The sequence below is a fragment of the Bradyrhizobium sp. STM 3557 genome, assembly GCF_045571465.1.
In the GTDB taxonomy this organism is placed as follows: Bacteria; Pseudomonadota; Alphaproteobacteria; order Rhizobiales; family Xanthobacteraceae; genus Bradyrhizobium.
Genome location: NZ_CP120697.1, coordinates 4,697,609 through 4,714,253 on the forward strand (window position 1 = coordinate 4,697,609; position 16,645 = coordinate 4,714,253).

General features: G+C 64.3%; 18 protein-coding genes. 5 read left to right on the forward strand and 13 right to left on the reverse strand.

What is annotated here, in order from left to right:
• Nucleotides 1-165: 165 nt before the first annotated feature.
• The 11 genes from thiL to P6U24_RS21525 all read right to left on the reverse strand — a co-directional run bounded on the left by thiL (nucleotide 166) and on the right by P6U24_RS21525 (nucleotide 8,695).
• Nucleotides 166-1,167, reverse strand: coding sequence for a thiamine-phosphate kinase (thiL, locus tag P6U24_RS21475; protein WP_407154497.1), 1,002 nt, complete (start codon nucleotides 1,165-1,167; stop codon nucleotides 166-168).
• Nucleotides 1,168-1,281: 114 nt separating this feature from the next.
• Entirely contained in the window at nucleotides 1,282-1,782 is a 501-nt protein-coding gene (gene nusB, locus P6U24_RS21480; protein WP_407154498.1) for a transcription antitermination factor NusB, read from the reverse strand.
• 4 nt (nucleotides 1,783-1,786) lie between these two features.
• Nucleotides 1,787-2,278: a 6,7-dimethyl-8-ribityllumazine synthase gene (gene ribH, locus P6U24_RS21485; RefSeq protein WP_407154499.1), complete on the reverse strand. Its 492-nt coding sequence runs from the start codon at nucleotides 2,276-2,278 to the stop codon at nucleotides 1,787-1,789.
• Between the two features lie 77 nt (nucleotides 2,279-2,355).
• Nucleotides 2,356-2,964: a riboflavin synthase gene (locus P6U24_RS21490; protein WP_407154500.1), complete on the reverse strand. Its 609-nt coding sequence runs from the start codon at nucleotides 2,962-2,964 to the stop codon at nucleotides 2,356-2,358.
• A 1-nt stretch (nucleotide 2,965) separates the two neighbouring features.
• Nucleotides 2,966-4,114 carry a bifunctional diaminohydroxyphosphoribosylaminopyrimidine deaminase/5-amino-6-(5-phosphoribosylamino)uracil reductase RibD gene (gene ribD / locus P6U24_RS21495; protein WP_407154501.1) on the reverse strand — a complete coding sequence of 383 codons (1,149 nt, stop codon included), beginning with the start codon at nucleotides 4,112-4,114 and terminating at the stop codon, nucleotides 2,966-2,968.
• Nucleotides 4,111-4,599: a transcriptional regulator NrdR gene (gene nrdR / locus P6U24_RS21500; RefSeq protein WP_407154502.1), complete on the reverse strand. Its 489-nt coding sequence runs from the start codon at nucleotides 4,597-4,599 to the stop codon at nucleotides 4,111-4,113. Before nrdR ends, ribD begins: the two co-directional genes overlap by 4 nt.
• Nucleotides 4,600-4,611: 12 nt before the next feature.
• Nucleotides 4,612-5,904 carry a serine hydroxymethyltransferase gene (gene glyA, locus P6U24_RS21505; RefSeq protein ID WP_407154503.1) on the reverse strand — a complete coding sequence of 431 codons (1,293 nt, stop codon included), beginning with the start codon at nucleotides 5,902-5,904 and terminating at the stop codon, nucleotides 4,612-4,614.
• 243 nt (nucleotides 5,905-6,147) lie between these two features.
• Nucleotides 6,148-6,369 carry a hypothetical protein gene (locus P6U24_RS21510; protein ID WP_407160544.1) on the reverse strand — a complete coding sequence of 74 codons (222 nt, stop codon included), beginning with the start codon at nucleotides 6,367-6,369 and terminating at the stop codon, nucleotides 6,148-6,150.
• Nucleotides 6,370-6,386: 17 nt separating this feature from the next.
• Nucleotides 6,387-6,611, reverse strand: coding sequence for a hypothetical protein (locus tag P6U24_RS21515; RefSeq protein ID WP_407154504.1), 225 nt, complete (start codon nucleotides 6,609-6,611; stop codon nucleotides 6,387-6,389).
• A 718-nt stretch (nucleotides 6,612-7,329) separates the two neighbouring features.
• Entirely contained in the window at nucleotides 7,330-7,848 is a 519-nt protein-coding gene (gene ldtR, locus P6U24_RS21520) for a transcriptional regulator LdtR (protein ID WP_407154505.1), read from the reverse strand.
• Between the two features lie 394 nt (nucleotides 7,849-8,242).
• Nucleotides 8,243-8,695, reverse strand: a complete 453-nt coding sequence (locus P6U24_RS21525) for a DUF6163 family protein (RefSeq protein WP_407154506.1) — start codon at nucleotides 8,693-8,695, stop codon at nucleotides 8,243-8,245.
• 221 nt (nucleotides 8,696-8,916) lie between these two features.
• Between P6U24_RS21525 and hemB the strand changes: the two genes are divergently transcribed.
• The 3 genes from hemB to P6U24_RS21540 all read left to right on the forward strand — a co-directional run bounded on the left by hemB (nucleotide 8,917) and on the right by P6U24_RS21540 (nucleotide 11,544).
• On the forward strand, nucleotides 8,917-9,978 hold the full coding sequence (gene hemB / locus P6U24_RS21530) for a porphobilinogen synthase (protein ID WP_407154507.1): 1,062 nt from the start codon (nucleotides 8,917-8,919) through the stop codon (nucleotides 9,976-9,978).
• A gap of 150 nt (nucleotides 9,979-10,128) precedes the next feature.
• Nucleotides 10,129-10,683: an RDD family protein gene (locus tag P6U24_RS21535; RefSeq protein WP_407154508.1), complete on the forward strand. Its 555-nt coding sequence runs from the start codon at nucleotides 10,129-10,131 to the stop codon at nucleotides 10,681-10,683.
• Between the two features lie 93 nt (nucleotides 10,684-10,776).
• Entirely contained in the window at nucleotides 10,777-11,544 is a 768-nt protein-coding gene (locus tag P6U24_RS21540; protein WP_407154509.1) for an arginyltransferase, read from the forward strand.
• 88 nt (nucleotides 11,545-11,632) lie between these two features.
• On the opposite strand, the gene P6U24_RS21545 is transcribed toward P6U24_RS21540, so the two are convergent.
• Nucleotides 11,633-12,973, reverse strand: coding sequence for an Nramp family divalent metal transporter (locus P6U24_RS21545; protein WP_407154510.1), 1,341 nt, complete (start codon nucleotides 12,971-12,973; stop codon nucleotides 11,633-11,635).
• 210 nt (nucleotides 12,974-13,183) lie between these two features.
• Here P6U24_RS21545 and P6U24_RS21550 point away from each other — a divergent pair, with 210 nt between their 5' ends.
• Both P6U24_RS21550 and P6U24_RS21555 read left to right on the forward strand, forming a co-directional pair.
• Nucleotides 13,184-13,978 carry a class I SAM-dependent methyltransferase gene (locus P6U24_RS21550; protein WP_407154511.1) on the forward strand — a complete coding sequence of 265 codons (795 nt, stop codon included), beginning with the start codon at nucleotides 13,184-13,186 and terminating at the stop codon, nucleotides 13,976-13,978.
• A 135-nt stretch (nucleotides 13,979-14,113) separates the two neighbouring features.
• Entirely contained in the window at nucleotides 14,114-15,373 is a 1,260-nt protein-coding gene (locus P6U24_RS21555; protein WP_407154512.1) for an MFS transporter, read from the forward strand.
• Here the strand turns inward: P6U24_RS21555 and P6U24_RS21560 are convergent.
• A complete protein-coding gene (locus tag P6U24_RS21560; protein ID WP_407154513.1) occupies nucleotides 15,358-16,617 on the reverse strand; it encodes an adenylate/guanylate cyclase domain-containing protein in 1,260 nt (419 codons plus the stop codon). The genes P6U24_RS21555 and P6U24_RS21560 overlap by 16 nt on opposite strands.
• Nucleotides 16,618-16,645 lie beyond the last annotated feature (28 nt).

The following is a 16,645-nucleotide window of genomic DNA, read 5'->3' on the forward strand; positions in this document are numbered from 1 at the left end:
CTGATATCGCGGCGCACGTCCCCCGTAAGAGACCTTCCGCTGAAGGGAAGTTCCTCAATACGCTGCAAGCTTGCCAAAATCGCCTTCATGGCGCAACGCCGCGAAAGGCCGAACCGCTTTAAATTCGGCCTCTTCCAGGCCGCAATGTGCGGTTGCGAATGCCTCTCAAAAGTGACTGAAGGACAGCCGTTGCAGCGTGACGGCGCGTCCCTGCGCGTCGCGGAAGCGCGGCAGCCCCTCGCCCGCCACAATGGCCCCGATCTGGGTCACAGCGACGCCGATGCGCCGCGCTTCAGCAGCGAGAGCCTGGCAGCGGCTGTCCGGAACCGTGCACAGGATCTCGAAATCGTCGCCAGCAGTGATCATCGCTTCGATGTCGGCCGCCCCGCGAGCGAGCAGCATCGCTGCGGCCGGCGAGGTCGGGACCTTCGACACATCGATATCGGCGGTCACGCCTGATGCAGCACAGAGCTTCGCGAGATCGCCAGCCAGCCCGTCGGAGACGTCTATCGATGCGCTGGCGAAGTCGCGCACGACGGCCGACAGCGTGTTGCGCGGCTGCGGCAGACGGTAGCGGCCAATCAGCATCTCCCGCGCGGCGGGATCAGCGGCCAACGCTGCCGCAGCGGGCCTGCCCTGCAGGACGGCAAGCCCGAGCGAGGCGTCGCCGATCGTGCCGGTCACCATCACGCGGTCACCGGGCCGGGCGCCGAAGCGATGCACCATGCGCCCCACAGGCACCCTGCCCCAGGCCGTGATCGAGATCATCACCGGCCCTGGCGTCGAGACGGTATCGCCGCCGAGCAGTGGGCAGCCGAACGCTCTGGCATCCTCTCCGAGCCCCTGCGCGAAGGCCGAGAGCCAGGCGTCGTTCTTCTCGCGCAGCGCCAGCGTCAGCACGAAGCCCGCCGGCTCCGCGCCCTTGGCCGCGAGATCGGACAGGTTCACCCGCAGCGCCTTGCGCGCGATCGTGTCGGGCGGATCGCCGGGAAGATAATGCACGCCTTCGACGAGGGCGTCGGTGTTGACGACGAGGTCGTGACCCTCGGCCTTGATGATCGCCGCATCGTCGCGCAGTTCGAAAGCGCCGGGATCGGTGGCCAGCGGCTTGAAGTATTGCGCGATCAGGGAGTCTTCGCCGGAGGGGGCGTCGCTTCTGTCGGACATGCGTGACCCAACTCCTCCGGGAACGCCGTCATAGCGAGCGAAGCAATCCAGGAATCGTCCAACAGAAACAGTCTGGATTGCTTCGTCGCCCTCGGCTCCTCGCAATGACGGAAACTACCTCTGTTCGAATTCATCGCCGCGATACTTCCGCGCGATCTGGTCGAGCACGGCGTTGACCATGCCGGTCTCCTCGCGCTCGACGAAGGCGTGGGCGACGTCGACATATTCCGACACCACGACGCGGGCCGGCACGTCCTTGCGATGCTCGAGCTCATAGGCGCCGGCGCGCAGCACCGCGCGCAGGATGGCATCGATCCGCTTCAGCGGCCAGCCGCGCTCCAGCGCCTCATCGATGACGGGGTCGAGGCGGATCTGGTCGCGCACCACGCCCGAGACGATGTCGCGGAAGAATGCGGCCTCGGCCGGCAGATATTGCTCGCCCTCGACCTCGCTGCCGATCCAGTGGCTTTCATACTCGGCGAAGATGTCGTTGATGCCGGTGCCGGCCATGTCCATCTGGTAAAGCGCCTGCACGGCGGCGAGCCGCGCGGCGCCGCGGCGGTTGGCCTTGCGGTCGGAGCCTTTGGCGCCCGGTTTGCTTTTGCTCTCGGCCATATCGTCAGCCCTGCGCCAGGCGGCGCTTCATGCGCAGCATCGCAAGCGCCGCGCGCGCGGCGTCGCCGCCCTTGTTGAGCTCGGAGGCGCGCGCTCGCGCCCATGCCTGGTCCTCGCTATTGACGGTGAGGATGCCGTTGCCGAGCGGGAAGCGCCTTTGAACCGCGAGGTCCATCAGCGCGCGCGAGGACTCGTTCGACACGATCTCGAAATGGATGGTGTCGCCGCGGATCACGCAGCCGAGCGCGATTGCCGCATCATAGGGCTTGCCGTTTTTCTCGGCAGCATCCAGCGCGATCGCGATCGCCGCCGGGATCTCCAGCGCACCGGGGACGGTGATGACGTCGTGCGACACGCCTGCCGCCTTCAATTCCGCCACCGCACCCTCGAGCATCGCGTCCTGGATGTCGTCATAGAACCGCGCCTCGACGATCAGCGCTTTTGCGCCGGAAATGTCGGTCTGATCTTTCAGCGGCGCGCGCCGTGCGTCTGCCATCGGAACTGTCCTGGATACAATTGGGTCGGCCTTGTAGGCGCATGCGCCTGCAATGCCAAGGATAAAGCTCGACGTCGCTATTTCATCTCCGTCAGGCGCGCGGCGTAGCGCGCCATCAGATCGACCTCGAGGTTCACCTCGCTGCCGGCCTGCCAGGATGACAATGTCGTCACCGCCAGTGTATGCGGGATGATCAGCACCGAAAATGTGACGTCGTCGACGGTGTTGACCGTGAGCGATACGCCGTCCAGCGTGACCGAGCCCTTCGGTGCGATGAAGCGTGCGAGCTCGCGCGTCGTCTTCAGCACGAAGCGCGCCATGTCCGGCAGGTCCTCGCGGCTTTCGATGGTGGCGATGCCGTCGACATGGCCGGCGACGACATGGCCGCCGAGCTCGTCGCCGATCTTCAGCGCCCGCTCCAGATTGAGCCTGGTGCCAACAGACCAATGCTTGGCCGTGGTGAGGGCCAGCGTTTCGGCAGCGGCATCGATCTCGAACCAGGTCTTGCCGTCGGTGACGCCCGACTGCACCACGGTCAGGCAGACGCCGTTATTGGCGATCGAGGCGCCATCCGCGATGCCTGCGCGATCGTAATGACAGGCGATGCGCAGGCGGTGCAGTTGGCCCTGCGCGGTTGGCGTCAGGCTTACGATCTCGCCGATATCGGTGACAATGCCGGTGAACATTTTACGCGCGCTCGTAGATCGTGAGAGTGTCCTGGTCGAACGTGTCGCTAGCACGAACGCGATAGGCCGGCGACCGTGTGATTGCGTCGAGCGGCAATGCATCCAGCGCAGCGATACCGCCCTCGCCGATCGCATTGGGACCGCGGAACAGCCAGATCTCGTCGGCGAGGTCAGCCGCGACGAACGCCGAGGCGACGCGGCTGCCGCCCTCCACCATCAATCGGGTGATGTTGCGCTCGGACAGCGCATGCAACACCGCGGCGAGATCAAGCCCTGGCGCCTGGCGCGGCGGCAGGCGGACGACCTGCGCGCCAGCGGCGCCAAGCCGCGCAGCGGCGGCTGCCTCCGCGGTCTCCGAGGTCATGACCCACAGCGGCGTGGTCCGGGCCGAATGCACCAGCTTGCTCGCCCCGGAGATGCGCAGCGCAGTGTCCAATACGACGCGCACCGGCGAGCGCTTCTCCATGCCGGGGAGCCGGCAGGTCAGGAGCGGATCGTCCGCCTGCACGGTGCCGATGCCGACCAGGATGGCGTCGCACTGCGCGCGCAAGAGATGCACGCGCGTGCGCGCGGCTTCACCTGATATCGCGACCGGCTTGTAGCCGGCTGCGGCGATCTTGCCGTCCAAGGAGACTGCGAGCTTGAGGATGACATGCGGACGGTGATCGCGAACGCGGCGGAAATGCCCGGCATGGTCCTGCGTGGCTTCGCCGGCGCAGAGCCCGACATCGACCGCGATTCCGGCCGCGCGCAACTTCGCATGACCCTGTCCCGCCACCAGCGGATTGGGATCTTCGATCGCGGTGACGACGCGGGCAATGCCGGCGGCGATGACCGCGTCGGCGCAGGGCGGCGATCGGCCGATATGCGAGCACGGCTCCAAGCTCACATAAAGCGTGGCGCCGCGCGCCGCCTCGCCTGCCCGCCTTAGCGCCTCGGGCTCGGCGTGCGGCCGGCCCCCTGCTTGCGTCCAGCCGCGGCCGACGATCACGCCATTCTTCACCACGACAGCGCCAACCGCCGGATTGGGCCAGGTCCGGCCCAGGCCGCGGCGGCCGAGCGCGAGCGCAAGCTGCATGAAGCGGCGATCGGTCTCTTTCTGGGCGCGCAGCTTCTCGCCGATCTGATCTTCCAGGATGCGGAAGATCATTTGCGGACCGGCGCCAGCCGCGGCGGCGTGTCGTCTTCCGCGCTGAGCTCGCCAAGCACGGCCTCGAAATCCTTGGCCTCGCGGAAATTGCGATAGACCGAGGCGAAGCGGACATAGGCGACGTCATCGAGCTGGCGCAGATGCTCCATCACGATCTCGCCGATCACCTCCGACGAGACTTCCGATTCGCCCGCGCTTTCGAGCTCGCGCACGATCGCGGAGACCATCTTCTCGACCCGCTCCGGATCGACCGGGCGCTTGCGGAGCGAGATCTGCACCGAGCGCATCAGCTTGTCGCGATCGAACGGCACCCGGCGGCCGTTGCGCTTGATGACAGTGAGCTCCCGAAGCTGCACGCGCTCGAAGGTGGTGAAGCGGAAATTGCAGGAGACGCAAACCCGCCGCCGCCGGATGACGGCAGAATCCTCGGTGGGACGGGAATCCTTGACCTGCGTATCGAGGCTGTTGCAGCTCGGGCAACGCATCTTGACGACGCCTTACTGATAGATCGGGAAGCGGCTGGTCAGCGCCTTCACCTTCTCCTTGACAGCGGCCTCGACCAGCGGCGCGCTGCCGTCGGACGATTGCGCGATCGCGTTCAGCACCTCGGAGATCATGGCAGCCACTTCCTTGAACTCGGCTGTGCCGAAGCCGCGGGTGGTGGTGGCCGGTGTGCCGAGCCGCAGGCCCGACGTAACGAACGGCTTCTCGGGATCGAACGGAATGCCGTTCTTGTTGCAGGTCAGGCCCGCGCGGACCAACGCCTTCTCGGACACGTTGCCCTTCAGGCCCTTCGGCCTGAGGTCAACCAGCATCAGATGGTTGTCGGTGCCGCCGGAAACAATATCGAAGCCGTGGCCGCGCAGCGCCTCCGCGAGCGCCTTGGCGTTCTCGACCACGTTCCTGGCGTAAACCTTGAACTCCGGACGCAGCGCCTCGGCAAAGGCCACCGCCTTGGCCGCGATCACATGCATTAGCGGGCCGCCCTGCAGGCCCGGGAAGATTGCGGAGTTCAGCTTCTTGGTCAGCTGTTCGTCGTTCCAGAGGATCAGGCCACCGCGCGGGCCACGCAGCGATTTGTGCGTCGTGGTGGTGGTGACATGGGCGTAGGGCACCGGCGAGGCGTGCGCTCCGCCGGCAACGAGCCCCGCGAAATGCGCCATGTCGACCAGGAAATAGGCGCCGACGCTGTCGGCGATCTCGCGGAAGCGCTTGAAGTCCCAGGCGCGCGAATAGGCGCTGCCGCCGGCGATGATCAGCTTCGGCTTCACCTCCTCCGCCTGCCTGGCCACCGCGTCCATGTCGATGATCTGGTCTTCGCGTCGCACCGTGTAGTGCGAGGCCTTGAACCACTTGCCGGACATGTTGACCGGCGAGCCATGGGTCAAGTGACCGCCGGCCGCGAGGTCGAGGCCCATGAAAGTGTCGCCCGGCTGCAAGAGCGCCAGGAATACCGCCTGGTTCATCTGGCTGCCGGAGTTTGGCTGCACATTGGCGAAATTGGCGCCGAACAGCTTTTTGGCGCGATCGATCGCGAGGTTCTCGGCAACGTCGACCCATTCGCAGCCGCCATAGTAGCGCGCGCCCGGATAGCCCTCGGCGTATTTGTTGGTCATCACCGAGCCCTGCGCCTCCAGCACAGCGCGGCTGACGATGTTCTCCGAGGCGATCAGCTCGATCTCGTGGCGCTGCCGGCCGAGCTCACCCTTGATGGCGGCGGCGACTTCCGGATCGGCATCGGCGAGCGTGGCGTTGAAAAAGGAATCGGATGTGGCGCTGGAGGTGGTCATGGGTGAAATATCTCCACGGCCGCAAGCCCTTAAGGGATGCGGTCGGTTTCCTAGAGGCGGTCGGAAAGACCCTCGCCATTACCACAGCGCCGGTGTCAGGCCAAGCACTTGCGGGTCAAACCGGATATTTGGGCCAGATATGGTGGACGGCGGCAATTACCAGAGGGCTAGCAGCGGCGGTATCAACGCAAAAAAGCCGGGCTTCGCCCGGCTCTTCGCTGAAATGGAAATCTGCGCCCGTGATCAGAGACCCGTATAGCCCGCCTTCACCGGATCGATGCGGCCCTCGAGCTGGCGCAGATAGGTCAGACCGCACACGGTGAGCCGATGCGGATCACGCTCGCCAGCCTCGAACAAGGTCTGGATATAGGTCGAGACCTTTTGACGGGCCTCCTCGCTCGCCGCAGCGGTGCGGTTCGCGAGCAGATCATAAGTGTGCATGATGCGATCGATCGCAGCTTCCATCTCTTCCCCTTTTTTGATCACGCGGCGTGCTCTGCCTCGAAGACCGAGATCGCCTTGTTGGCGAGCTTGAGCTTGTTGAACTCGCCTCGCTGAAACAGCTGAACGACGATGTCGACGAGCTCGTCGTTGGGATGGACCGTGTCCGGAATCGCGCCGGACCGGCGGAGGTAATTGGCGGCGATGGCATAGGCATCGCTCACCACCTCCACGCTCGGCACCTGCATTCCCCGTTCGACCAGCATCGTCTGTCCTCCGGTATCGGAGAGATAAGCCCTCGACAGGGAACGGGTTCCGTTTCGCCCCGATGTTTTGCGGATGCCAAACCGAACGCGGGGCGTAGCATCACAGCACCGGCGACCGAAAACATGCCGGGCCGATGCGATGATTTGGAACCGTCCGCGACTTCGGACTTTCTTACGCGCTGGGCAGACAGACAGTCATTGATTCAGGTCGGCGAGAATTCTTTATGCGAGCTGAATTTCTTTTGAACCTTGAGAGCAGCCGGCAGACATACCTTTGCTGGGGATTTCAGGGCCCAGTAATCAGAACAGCGTTGCCGTGAGAACATATTCCTCAGGGCAACGCTGTTGCTTTTGTTGAAATTGAATCATATGTGACGGAAAACAGTTGGCGGCTCCGGCCCTGAATCCCGCTGCCGGCTGCAGAAAACCCCGCTACCAGCCCCGCGGGGTTTTCTTTTGTCTTCGAACCTATGCACGTCAGCAAGCATTCACGCTTCGGAGCGAGATATTGCTCGCCTTGCGGTTGTACCCCTTGGGTGATTGCAGCACGCGCCCTCTTGGTTGAAGACCCGCAGCGCCCGCGACGGCGGCACGCTTTCCCCGACGACAAAAACAAAGCGCCGGCCCTGAGTGAGCCAGCGCGGACAATGTCAGTTTTCGCCAAGCGAAGGCGTGCCGGTCTTTGGCGCCGGCTCCGCCTGTCTCGATGATGCGGCGATCAGAGCCGATACAGGATCTGGTCGGTCCAGAAGCGCTCGAGACGATGCAGCGACTTGTTCAGCGTCGCGAACTCCTCGTTGGAGATGCCGCCGACCTGCTCCACGGTCTTGACGTGCTTCTGATACAGCGCGTCGACGATACGGCGGATCTCCTGGCCCTGCGGGGTCAGGCGGATGCGCACCGAACGGCGATCGACGCGCGAGCGCTGATGATCGAGGAAGCCGAGCTCGACCAGTTTCTTCAGATTGTAGGACACGTTGGAGCCGAGATAGTAGCCGCGGGTGCGCAGTTCGCCGGCGGTCAGTTCCTTGTCGCCGATATTATAGAGCAGCAGCGCCTGCACCGAGTTGATGTCCGAGCGACCACGGCGATCGAACTCATCCTTGATGACGTCCAGCAGGCGGCGATGCAGCCGCTCGACCAGCGTCAAGGCTTCCAGATACAACGACTGCACAGCGCCGCCCTGACCAGGCGCGCGCTCAACAGTCTCGACGGCCGTTGCAACGGCTTTCATCATGACACTTCCCCTGTCGTCGGTTTTATCGACTTTTTCGACGAAACTTTTGTCCCGCCTGATAAACCGAGCTTAAGGGGGCCGATTTGAAGATCCGCTTAAATAAGAGCATAAAGAGAGAATGAATCGATGAAAGTGAATCGTCCTTTAAGCCTGTGATTACAGGGACTTTTGCAACTTTCCATTGACGGTGAGCACCCCGATGTTCACGCTTCGTCTCACCGCCTGTCGCATTCCAACACAGGTGATGCGAATACCGCTAAGAAGCGCGTAACAGCTGTGGCGGCGGGCTTTAAGGTGTTCGAAACATTACCCGTAAGCAGCGTGAAATATTGATAGACGGAAATATCTGTGCGCGGGGCGTCCCGATCGGCGCAAATCGCGTCGAAATTCGCCGCTATGGCGGGCGTTCGCGCGCCGCCATCCAGGCCAGCACCAGATAGGCAGCCAGCATTACGGCCTCGATCCCGACCACGACCAGGCTGCCGCCATAGATGGCAGGAAACATCAGCTCGATGACCGCCATCGAGACCACGGTGGTCAACCACACCACGGCGCCCCAGGGCGTGGCGAGCCACAACCCGACGGCGGCGACCAGTTCGATGACCGCGAAATAGACGGTGGCCGCCTGCCAGGCCATGGTCTGGCTCTCGAAGGCGTCGTCTTCGCCGCCGATGAAGCCCGTCACCTGCGCCCAGTGATAGAGGCCTTTCATGATCGACAGCATGGCCATAACGCGCAGGAACAGCACGAGTCGCCGGGTCCAGACGTTGTCGTCGCTTTCGGTCCGTTCCGCCGACAGCGCCGCCACCGAGATGGCGCCGTCCCGCGAGGTGGGTATCTCAGGCATGGTCAGCCCGCATGGCCTCGTAATGCATCTTCATAAACGTCTTTAAGTCACGAACAGCATGGCGATTCTTGGCCGCGAGCCAAGCCAAAATCCGAGCCGAAATCAATGGCTGGGTTGAGCAAGGTCAAGTGACGAAAGCGGCCCTGGGTGCTAGAAGCATTCGAATTACATCAGTTCAAAGCAGCCAGCCTCCGATAGCCTTCTCAAGGAACCGAGCTCCCATGGCGATCAAATTCGGGCGTCCGATCGAACTGCGCGAGACCTCGCGCCAACCGGCCACCGCCGCGGCCCCTGCCCTCGATCTGACGATCCGTCTGCGCCGCAACCGCAAAGCCGAGTGGGCCCGGCGTCTGGTGCGCGAGAACGTGCTGACGACCGACGACCTGATCTGGCCGCTGTTCGTGGTCGAGGGCAGGAAGACCCGCACCCCCATCGCTTCGATGCCGGGCGTGGAGCGGCTCAGCGTCGATGAGATCGTGCGCGACGCCGAACGCGCGGCGAAGCTGAACATCCCCTGCATCGCGCTGTTCCCCTACACCGAGCCGTCGCTGCGCGACGAGACGGGGTCGGAAGCCTGCAACCCTGATAATCTGGTCTGCCAGGCGGTGCGCGCGCTCAAGAAGGAATTTCCTGAGATCGGCGTGCTCTGCGACGTCGCGCTCGATCCGTTCACCAGCCACGGCCATGATGGCCTGCTCCAGGACGGCCGCATTCTCAACGACGAGACCGTCGCAGTGCTGGTGCGTCAGGCGCTGGTGCAGGCCGAGGCCGGCTGCGACATCATCGCGCCCTCCGACATGATGGACGGCCGGATCGGCGCGATCCGGCAGGCGCTCGACGGGGCCGGTTTCCTCGACGTGCAGATCATGGCCTACGCAGCCAAATATGCCTCGGCCTTCTATGGCCCGTTCCGCGATGCCATCGGCTCGGCCAAGACCCTGACCGGCGACAAGCGCACCTATCAGATGGACAGCGCCAACACCGACGAGGCGCTGCGCGAGGTCGAGCTCGACATCGCCGAGGGCGCCGACATGGTGATGGTCAAGCCCGGCATGCCCTATCTCGACGTTGTCAGGCGCGTGAAGGACACCTTCGCGATGCCGACCTTCGCCTATCAGGTGTCGGGCGAATACGCGATGATCGCGGGCGCGGCCAATAACGGCTGGATCGACGGTGAGCGTGCGATGATGGAGAGTCTCGTCGCCTTCAAGCGCGCGGGCGCCGATGGCGTGCTGACCTATTTTGCGCCCCAGGCAGCCGAGAAGCTGCGGCAGCAGGGCTGAGGCCAGGATCGCGCGCCTTTCGCCGCGCGATCGATCACATGCCGCACCGGCCGCGGAATCGCCGGAATATCAGCGACCGCTTCGCCACAGGCCCTTGCGGGCCGCCTGCTGGTTCCCATGTCTGCATGGCCAGATGTGGAGGAGCGATCCATGACCGATACGGGTTCTGGTAATGTTGGCGGTGGCTGGTCGAGCGGCGGCGGATCACACCTGTATCCACACGCATTCGATCCCTATACGCAGCCGGACTTGTTTCGCGGTGTTGCGACGCGGCGGATGATCGCCTTCCTGATCGATCTGTTCGTGCTCGCCGTCCCGATCATACTCGCCGTGATCTTCATCGCCATCTTCGGACTGGTGACCCTTGGGCTGGGCTGGGCGCTGTTCTGGCTGGTCTCCCCGGCCTCGGTGATCTGGGCGCTCGTCTATTACGGCTCGACAATCGGCGGACCACATTCCGCCACGATCGGCATGCGGGTGATGGATCTCGAGCTGCGCACCTGGTACGGCGCTCCCGGCTATTTCGTGCTCGGCGCGGTGCACGCGGTCTGCTTCTGGATCTCGATCTCGGTGCTGTCGCCGCTCGTGCTGCTGATCGGTCTGTTCAACAGCCGGCGCCGGCTGCTGCATGACTTCCTGTTAGGAACCGTTGTCATCAACACGTCGGTCCGATCACAGCTCGCCGAGTCAGCGCGGCCGTACTGAAAATGATCAAACTGATTGAGATCAAACTGATTGACCGCCAGCCTTCGGACGCGCAATTCTATCGGTGATTGCCTTGGAGGCTGACGACCGTCCTTGACCCAGCACTCGCGTGACACCCCGCAGTTCTATTTGACCGCGCCGTCGCCCTGTCCGTATCTGCCCGGGCGCCAGGAACGCAAGGTTTTCACGCATCTCGTCGGGGACAAGGCCACCGATCTCAACGACCTGCTCACCCATGGCGGATTCCGCCGCAGCCAGTCTATCGCCTACCGGCCGGCGTGTGACCAGTGCCGGGCCTGCGTTTCGGTGCGCGTCATCGCCAACGAGTTCCGCCCGTCCCGCAATTTCCGCAAGGTGCTGGCGCGCAATGCCGACATCGTCGGCGAGCAGCGCAGTGCAGTACCGACCTCCGAACAATATTCGATCTTCCGCTCCTATCTCGACCAGCGTCACCGTCATGGCGGCATGGCCGACATGACCGTGCTCGACTACGCCATGATGGTCGAGGACAGCCATGTCGAAACCCGAATCATCGAGTACCGTCGGCGCAATGCCATATCCGGTCGTGGTGGCGAACTGATCGCGGTTGCCCTGACCGACGTGCTCAGCGACGGGCTGTCGATGGTCTATTCGTTCTTCGACCCGTCCGAGACCACCCGCTCACTCGGCACCTTCATGATCCTGGACCACATCGCGCGCGCCCGGCGTCAGGGCCTGCCTTACGTCTATCTCGGTTATTGGATCGAGGGCTCCAAGAAAATGGACTACAAAAGCCGCTATCTGCCGCAGCAGCGGCTGGCGGCTGCCGGCTGGCTCCGTGTCGACGCCGCCGGCAACATGGCGTCCGAGCCGCAGGATTGAGAGAAGCGAATGGCGAATAGGGAATAGCGAATAGGGACCGGGACATGACGTCCGCCATTCGCTACTCCCTATTCGCTACTCGCCCTCTTCATCCCACCACGTAGTCAAAAACCAGTTTCCCATTCAGCCCGATGATCGCGACCGCGATCACCGTCGCGGTTGCCGTCAGCCAGCGTGGCGCGACGAATATGCCCATCTTGGCGCGGCTCGCGGTGAGCAGCACCAGCGGCACCACGGCGAACGGCAATTGCAGGCTGAGCACCACCTGGCTCAAAATCAGGAGATGTCCGGTCGCCTTCTCACCGGCCCAGACGGTGACGATCACCGCCGGCAGGATCGCGATCGTGCGTGTGATCAGCCGGCGCTGCCAGGGTGCGATCCGCCAATTCAGGAATCCCTCCATCACGATCTGGCCCGAGAGGGTCGCCGTAATGGTCGAGTTGAGACCACAGCAGAGCAGCGCGATCGCGAACAGGGTCGGCGCGATGGCCGAGCCCAATAGCGGCGATAGGAATGAATGCGCCTGGTCAAGCTCGGCCACATCGACGCGGCCCGCCTTGTGGAAGGTGGCGGCAGCCAGGATCAGGATCGAGGCGTTGATGATCAGCGCAAGGCACAGCGCGATCGTGGAATCGATCGTCGATAGCGTGATCGCCTCGCGCTTGTCCTGCACCGAGGTACCATAGCCGCGGGTCTGCACCAGGCCGGAATGCAGATAGAGATTATGCGGCATCACGGTCGCGCCGAGAATGCCGAGCGCGAGATACAGCATCTCGGGATTGGTGATGAGCTGGCCGCTCGGCACGAAGCCCCTGACCACCGCGCCCCAATCCGGATCGGCCAGCGCGATCTGGGCCGCGAAGCAGGCCGCGATCACGCCGAGCAGCGCCACCACGAAAGCCTCGATCCAGCGAAAGCCGAACGCCTGCAGCGCCAGGATCAGGAAGGTGTCGAGCGCGGTGATGCAGACACCGATCGCCAAGGGGATGTTGAGCAGCAGATTGAGGCCGATCGCGGTGCCGATCACTTCGGCGAGATCGGTGGCTGTAATGGCGACTTCCGCCGATAGCCATAGCGGCACCGAGACCCAGCGCGGCGTCGAGTCGCGGCAGGCTTGGGCGAGATCGCGCCCGGTGGCGACACCGAGCCGGGTGCAGAGCGACTGCAGCACGATCGCCATCAGGTTGGACAGCAGCGCCACCGACAGCAGCGCGTAGCCGAATTTGGACCCGCCGGCGAGCGAGGTCGCCCAGTTGCCGGGGTCCATATAGCCGACCGCCACGAGATAGCCGGGGCCGAGAAACGCCAGCAGCTTGCGCCAGAACGAGCCACGCCCGGCGGTCCGTACCGTGCCGAACATCTCGCCGAGCGACGGGTTACCACGCTCGCTGCGCCATGCGCGGGCAAAATCTGACGATTGTGCATCCATCGCGCGATCTTGAACGAAGCCTCACTTAAATGCAACTGATTTGCAACTGCAGCTGAGAAGAACCTCAAATGCACGCTATTAACTATAAGTTACATGATACCGCTGTTTCATCGAGTCGCGGCGCACCAGTTGATTCGATCGCGCCGCCACGGTTCGCGTGGTGCGAACGCTCGATGCTGATCGACCGCAGCACGGCTTTTTGGAGCAGACGTGTTCTCAACCCAATTGGGCCTCAGGCCAGTTTCGACCACCGCCGTGTCTTGCAAGATCTGTGACGGTCCTTCGAACCTGTACGGCGTGGTCGACATGAACCGGCCCTGCCAAACCCATCATGCGCACAGGGCCCCCCTCTCCGGCGTGCCGATCTACTACCGGCGCTGCGCGGCCTGTGGCTTCCTGTTTACCGATGCATTCGATGACTGGAGCGTCGATCAGTTCAAGGCGCACATCTATAATGATGGCTATGTCGCGGTGGATCCGGACTACCAGGTCACGCGGCCAACCGCGAATGCAGGCGCGGTGGCACGCTTCTGGGCGCCTCACAAGGCCGGCATGCGCGTGCTCGATTTCGGCGGCGGCAACGACGTTTTCTGCGCAAGCTTGCGCGCCAGCGGTTTCCAGCAAGCCGTGACGTACGACCCCATGGTGCCGGAGCATGCCGCCCGCCCGGACGGCAAGTTCGACCTCGTGACCTGCTTCGAAACGCTCGAGCATGTGCCGGATCCGCTCGCCACGATCGGCAAGATCGCCGAATGCGTGGCCGATCCGGGCGCCGTGTTCTACTCGACTCTGACCCAGCCTGATGACTTCCACGCCCAGGGCATGTCGTGGTGGTACATTGGACCACGCAACGGTCACATCTCGATCTTCACCAAGGAAGCATTGGCCGCCGCCTGGGCACGTTACGGCTTCAAGACCGCAGCGCTCAGCCCCGGATCACACTTGGCGTTCCGCAACTTGCCGGCTCATTGGGGATTGACGGAGGTCCAGAGCGCGGCGGCGTAGGCAACGGCCGGTCCCCGGCACGGGGCGTTTGCTGCAGGCGACACGAGGCTGCCGGCAGCAAGCAGATCGGAAAACGGGTGGGTGATGCCCCGGCGTTGCGGAGAATGCCGGCCATCACCGTCCAAGGAATCCGCCATGCCCCGCTCCGACACGCCTGCCCTTCCGGCGACCTTCAATCGCCTCGCCTGGTCCAACCTCGCGGCCCAATCCGCCGAGCAGATCGCTCTTGCCGCGGCGCCCATCGTGGCCGTGCTCTTTCTTGGCGTCGGCGAGGGCGAGACAGGTCTGCTGCAGACCGCGCTGACGGCGCCGTTCGTGCTGTTCGCCATTCCGGCCGGCCTTTTGACTGATCGCATCTCGCGGCGCGTGCTGATGGCCGTGGCCGAAGCGCTGCGCGCGCTGGCTCTGCTTGCCATTCTCGCGGCGATCTGGTTCGGCGAGATCACGCTCTCCGGGCTCGCGATGCTGGGTTTCGTCGCGGTCTGCGGAACCGTGGTCTTCAGCGTTGCGGCGCCGGCGCTGGTTCCGTCGCTGGTGGCGAAGGAACTGCTGCCGGCGGCCAATGCCCGAATCGAGCTGGCGCGCACCGTGGCCTTCGCCTCGGGGCCTGCGCTCGGCGGCCTGCTGGTCGGCTGGATCGGCGGCGGCCCCGCCTTCGGCTGCGCTGCGGTGCTGTCAGCCGTTGCTGTCGTCTTCCTGGCCGGCATCGACGAGCCGGCGCGGCCGGCGGTGCCGCAGAGACATCCGTTGCAGGACATCAAGGAAGGCGCGGTGTTCGTGCTGCATCATCCGCTGCTGCGTCCGGTGTTCATCACCCAGTTCATCTTCAACACCGCCTCGTTCCTGCTGCTCGCCGTGTTCGTGCCCTATGCGGTGCATCGGCTGGCGCTGTCGGCCACGGAGGTTGGCGTCACACTGTCGATGTATGGCGTCGGCATGGTCGTAGGCGCCCTGCTCGCAACGCGGGTGATGCGTCACCTCGCCTTTGGCAGGGTGATCGGGCTCGGACCCGTCGCCGGCTTTGCCGCTGCGCTGGTGATGGCGCTGACCACACTCGTGCCGTCGCCATGGCTGGCGGGCCTCAGCTTCTTCCTGCTCGGCGCCGGCCCGATCCTGTGGGTGATCTCGACCACCACGCTGCGGCAGTCGGTGACGCCGTCCGGGTTGCTCGGGCGGGTCTCCGCGATCAACATCTTGAGCTATGGCGCGCGTCCGCTTGGCTCGCTGCTCGGGGCGGTAGTTGGCGGCGCTTATGGCGCGGACATGTGCCTGTATCTTGCAGCCGGGATCTTCGCAGTTCAGGCGCTGGTGATCTGGCTCTCGCCGGCGGTGGCGCTCGACCGCCAGCCGGACATGATCGGCGCGTGCAGCGGACGGCCTCAGTTCGCCAGATAGTTCTCATAGCCGCCGGCGACCGCGTCGCTGGCGGCTATGTCAGGATCGAGCGTGTAGAGATCCTGGGCGCGGCCGATGCCGCGCAGCGCATAACGGCCGGTTGATACGAGGTAGCGGCGGGCCTCGGCATCGAGCCCGTCGCAGAACTCGGCCGAGGCCAGCAGATCGCGGTCGATCGAGCGGCACATCGAGGCGATCCGGCTGACCTCGTTGACGGCCGGCCCGACCACGGTGAAATCGAGCCGTTCGTCGCTGCCGATGTTGCCATAGAACACCTCGCCGACATGCAGGCCGACATAGGCCGAGGTCACCGGCCTGCCCTCATGCGCGCGGCGCACATTCAGCGCGCTCATGTTGAGCCGAAAACGATGCTCGGCCCGCAGCGCGGCACGCCGCGCCTGCGCCATGTCGGTGCCGGTAAACATCGCCAGCACGCCATCGCCGATCAGCTTCAGCACGTCGCCACCGGCGTCGTGGATCGCCTCGATCGAGGCTTCCGCATAATCGTTGAGGAACGGGATGATCTCGTCGGGTGAGATGCTCTCCGAGATCGCGGTCGAGCCGCGCAGGTCGGAGAACCACAGCACCGCATTGATCCATTCGGTGACGCCGCGCGAGATCCGGCCGCTCAGCACTTTCTCCGAGGCATCGCGGCCGAGATAGACCCGCCCGAGCGTCCGCACGATGTCGACCTGCTGCGCCGACTTGATCGCGAGCGCAAGCGGCGGCACCAGATCGCGGAGCGCGGCCATCTGCGTCTCGGTGAAGCCGCCGTCGCGGCGGGTCGTCCAATAGGAATAGAAGCAGTCCATCTGGCCGAGCGTGCCGGCCTCGCCGAAGCGGTGCACGAAGGCGAGGAAATGCTTGTGGCCCTTCTCTGCGAGCTCATGGATCATCGAGAAGTCGAGATGGGCGCAATCGGTCAGGTCGATCGAGAACTCGTCATGGCCTTTTTCGAGCATGTGATGGAAGGTCGAGCGTCGCCAGTTCTGCGCGGCCTCGCCTTCGTTGGTCGAGCCATATTCGAACGTATCGCTCTCGTTGCTCGGCCGGTCGCTCCAGCGGAAGCCGCGGCCCTCGAAGATCGGATGCAGCGTGTCGATGAAAGCGAGGCCGCGCGACAGTTCCACGCCGGCCGCACGGCAGCGCTCGCAGAAGCCACGCAGGATGTCGGTTTCCGGCAGGCCGGTCAGGCTCTGGCCGATGAGCCAGTTGATGATCTCAAGACGGGATGGAATGTCCATGATCGTGATTATGCCGGAGCGGCGCGGA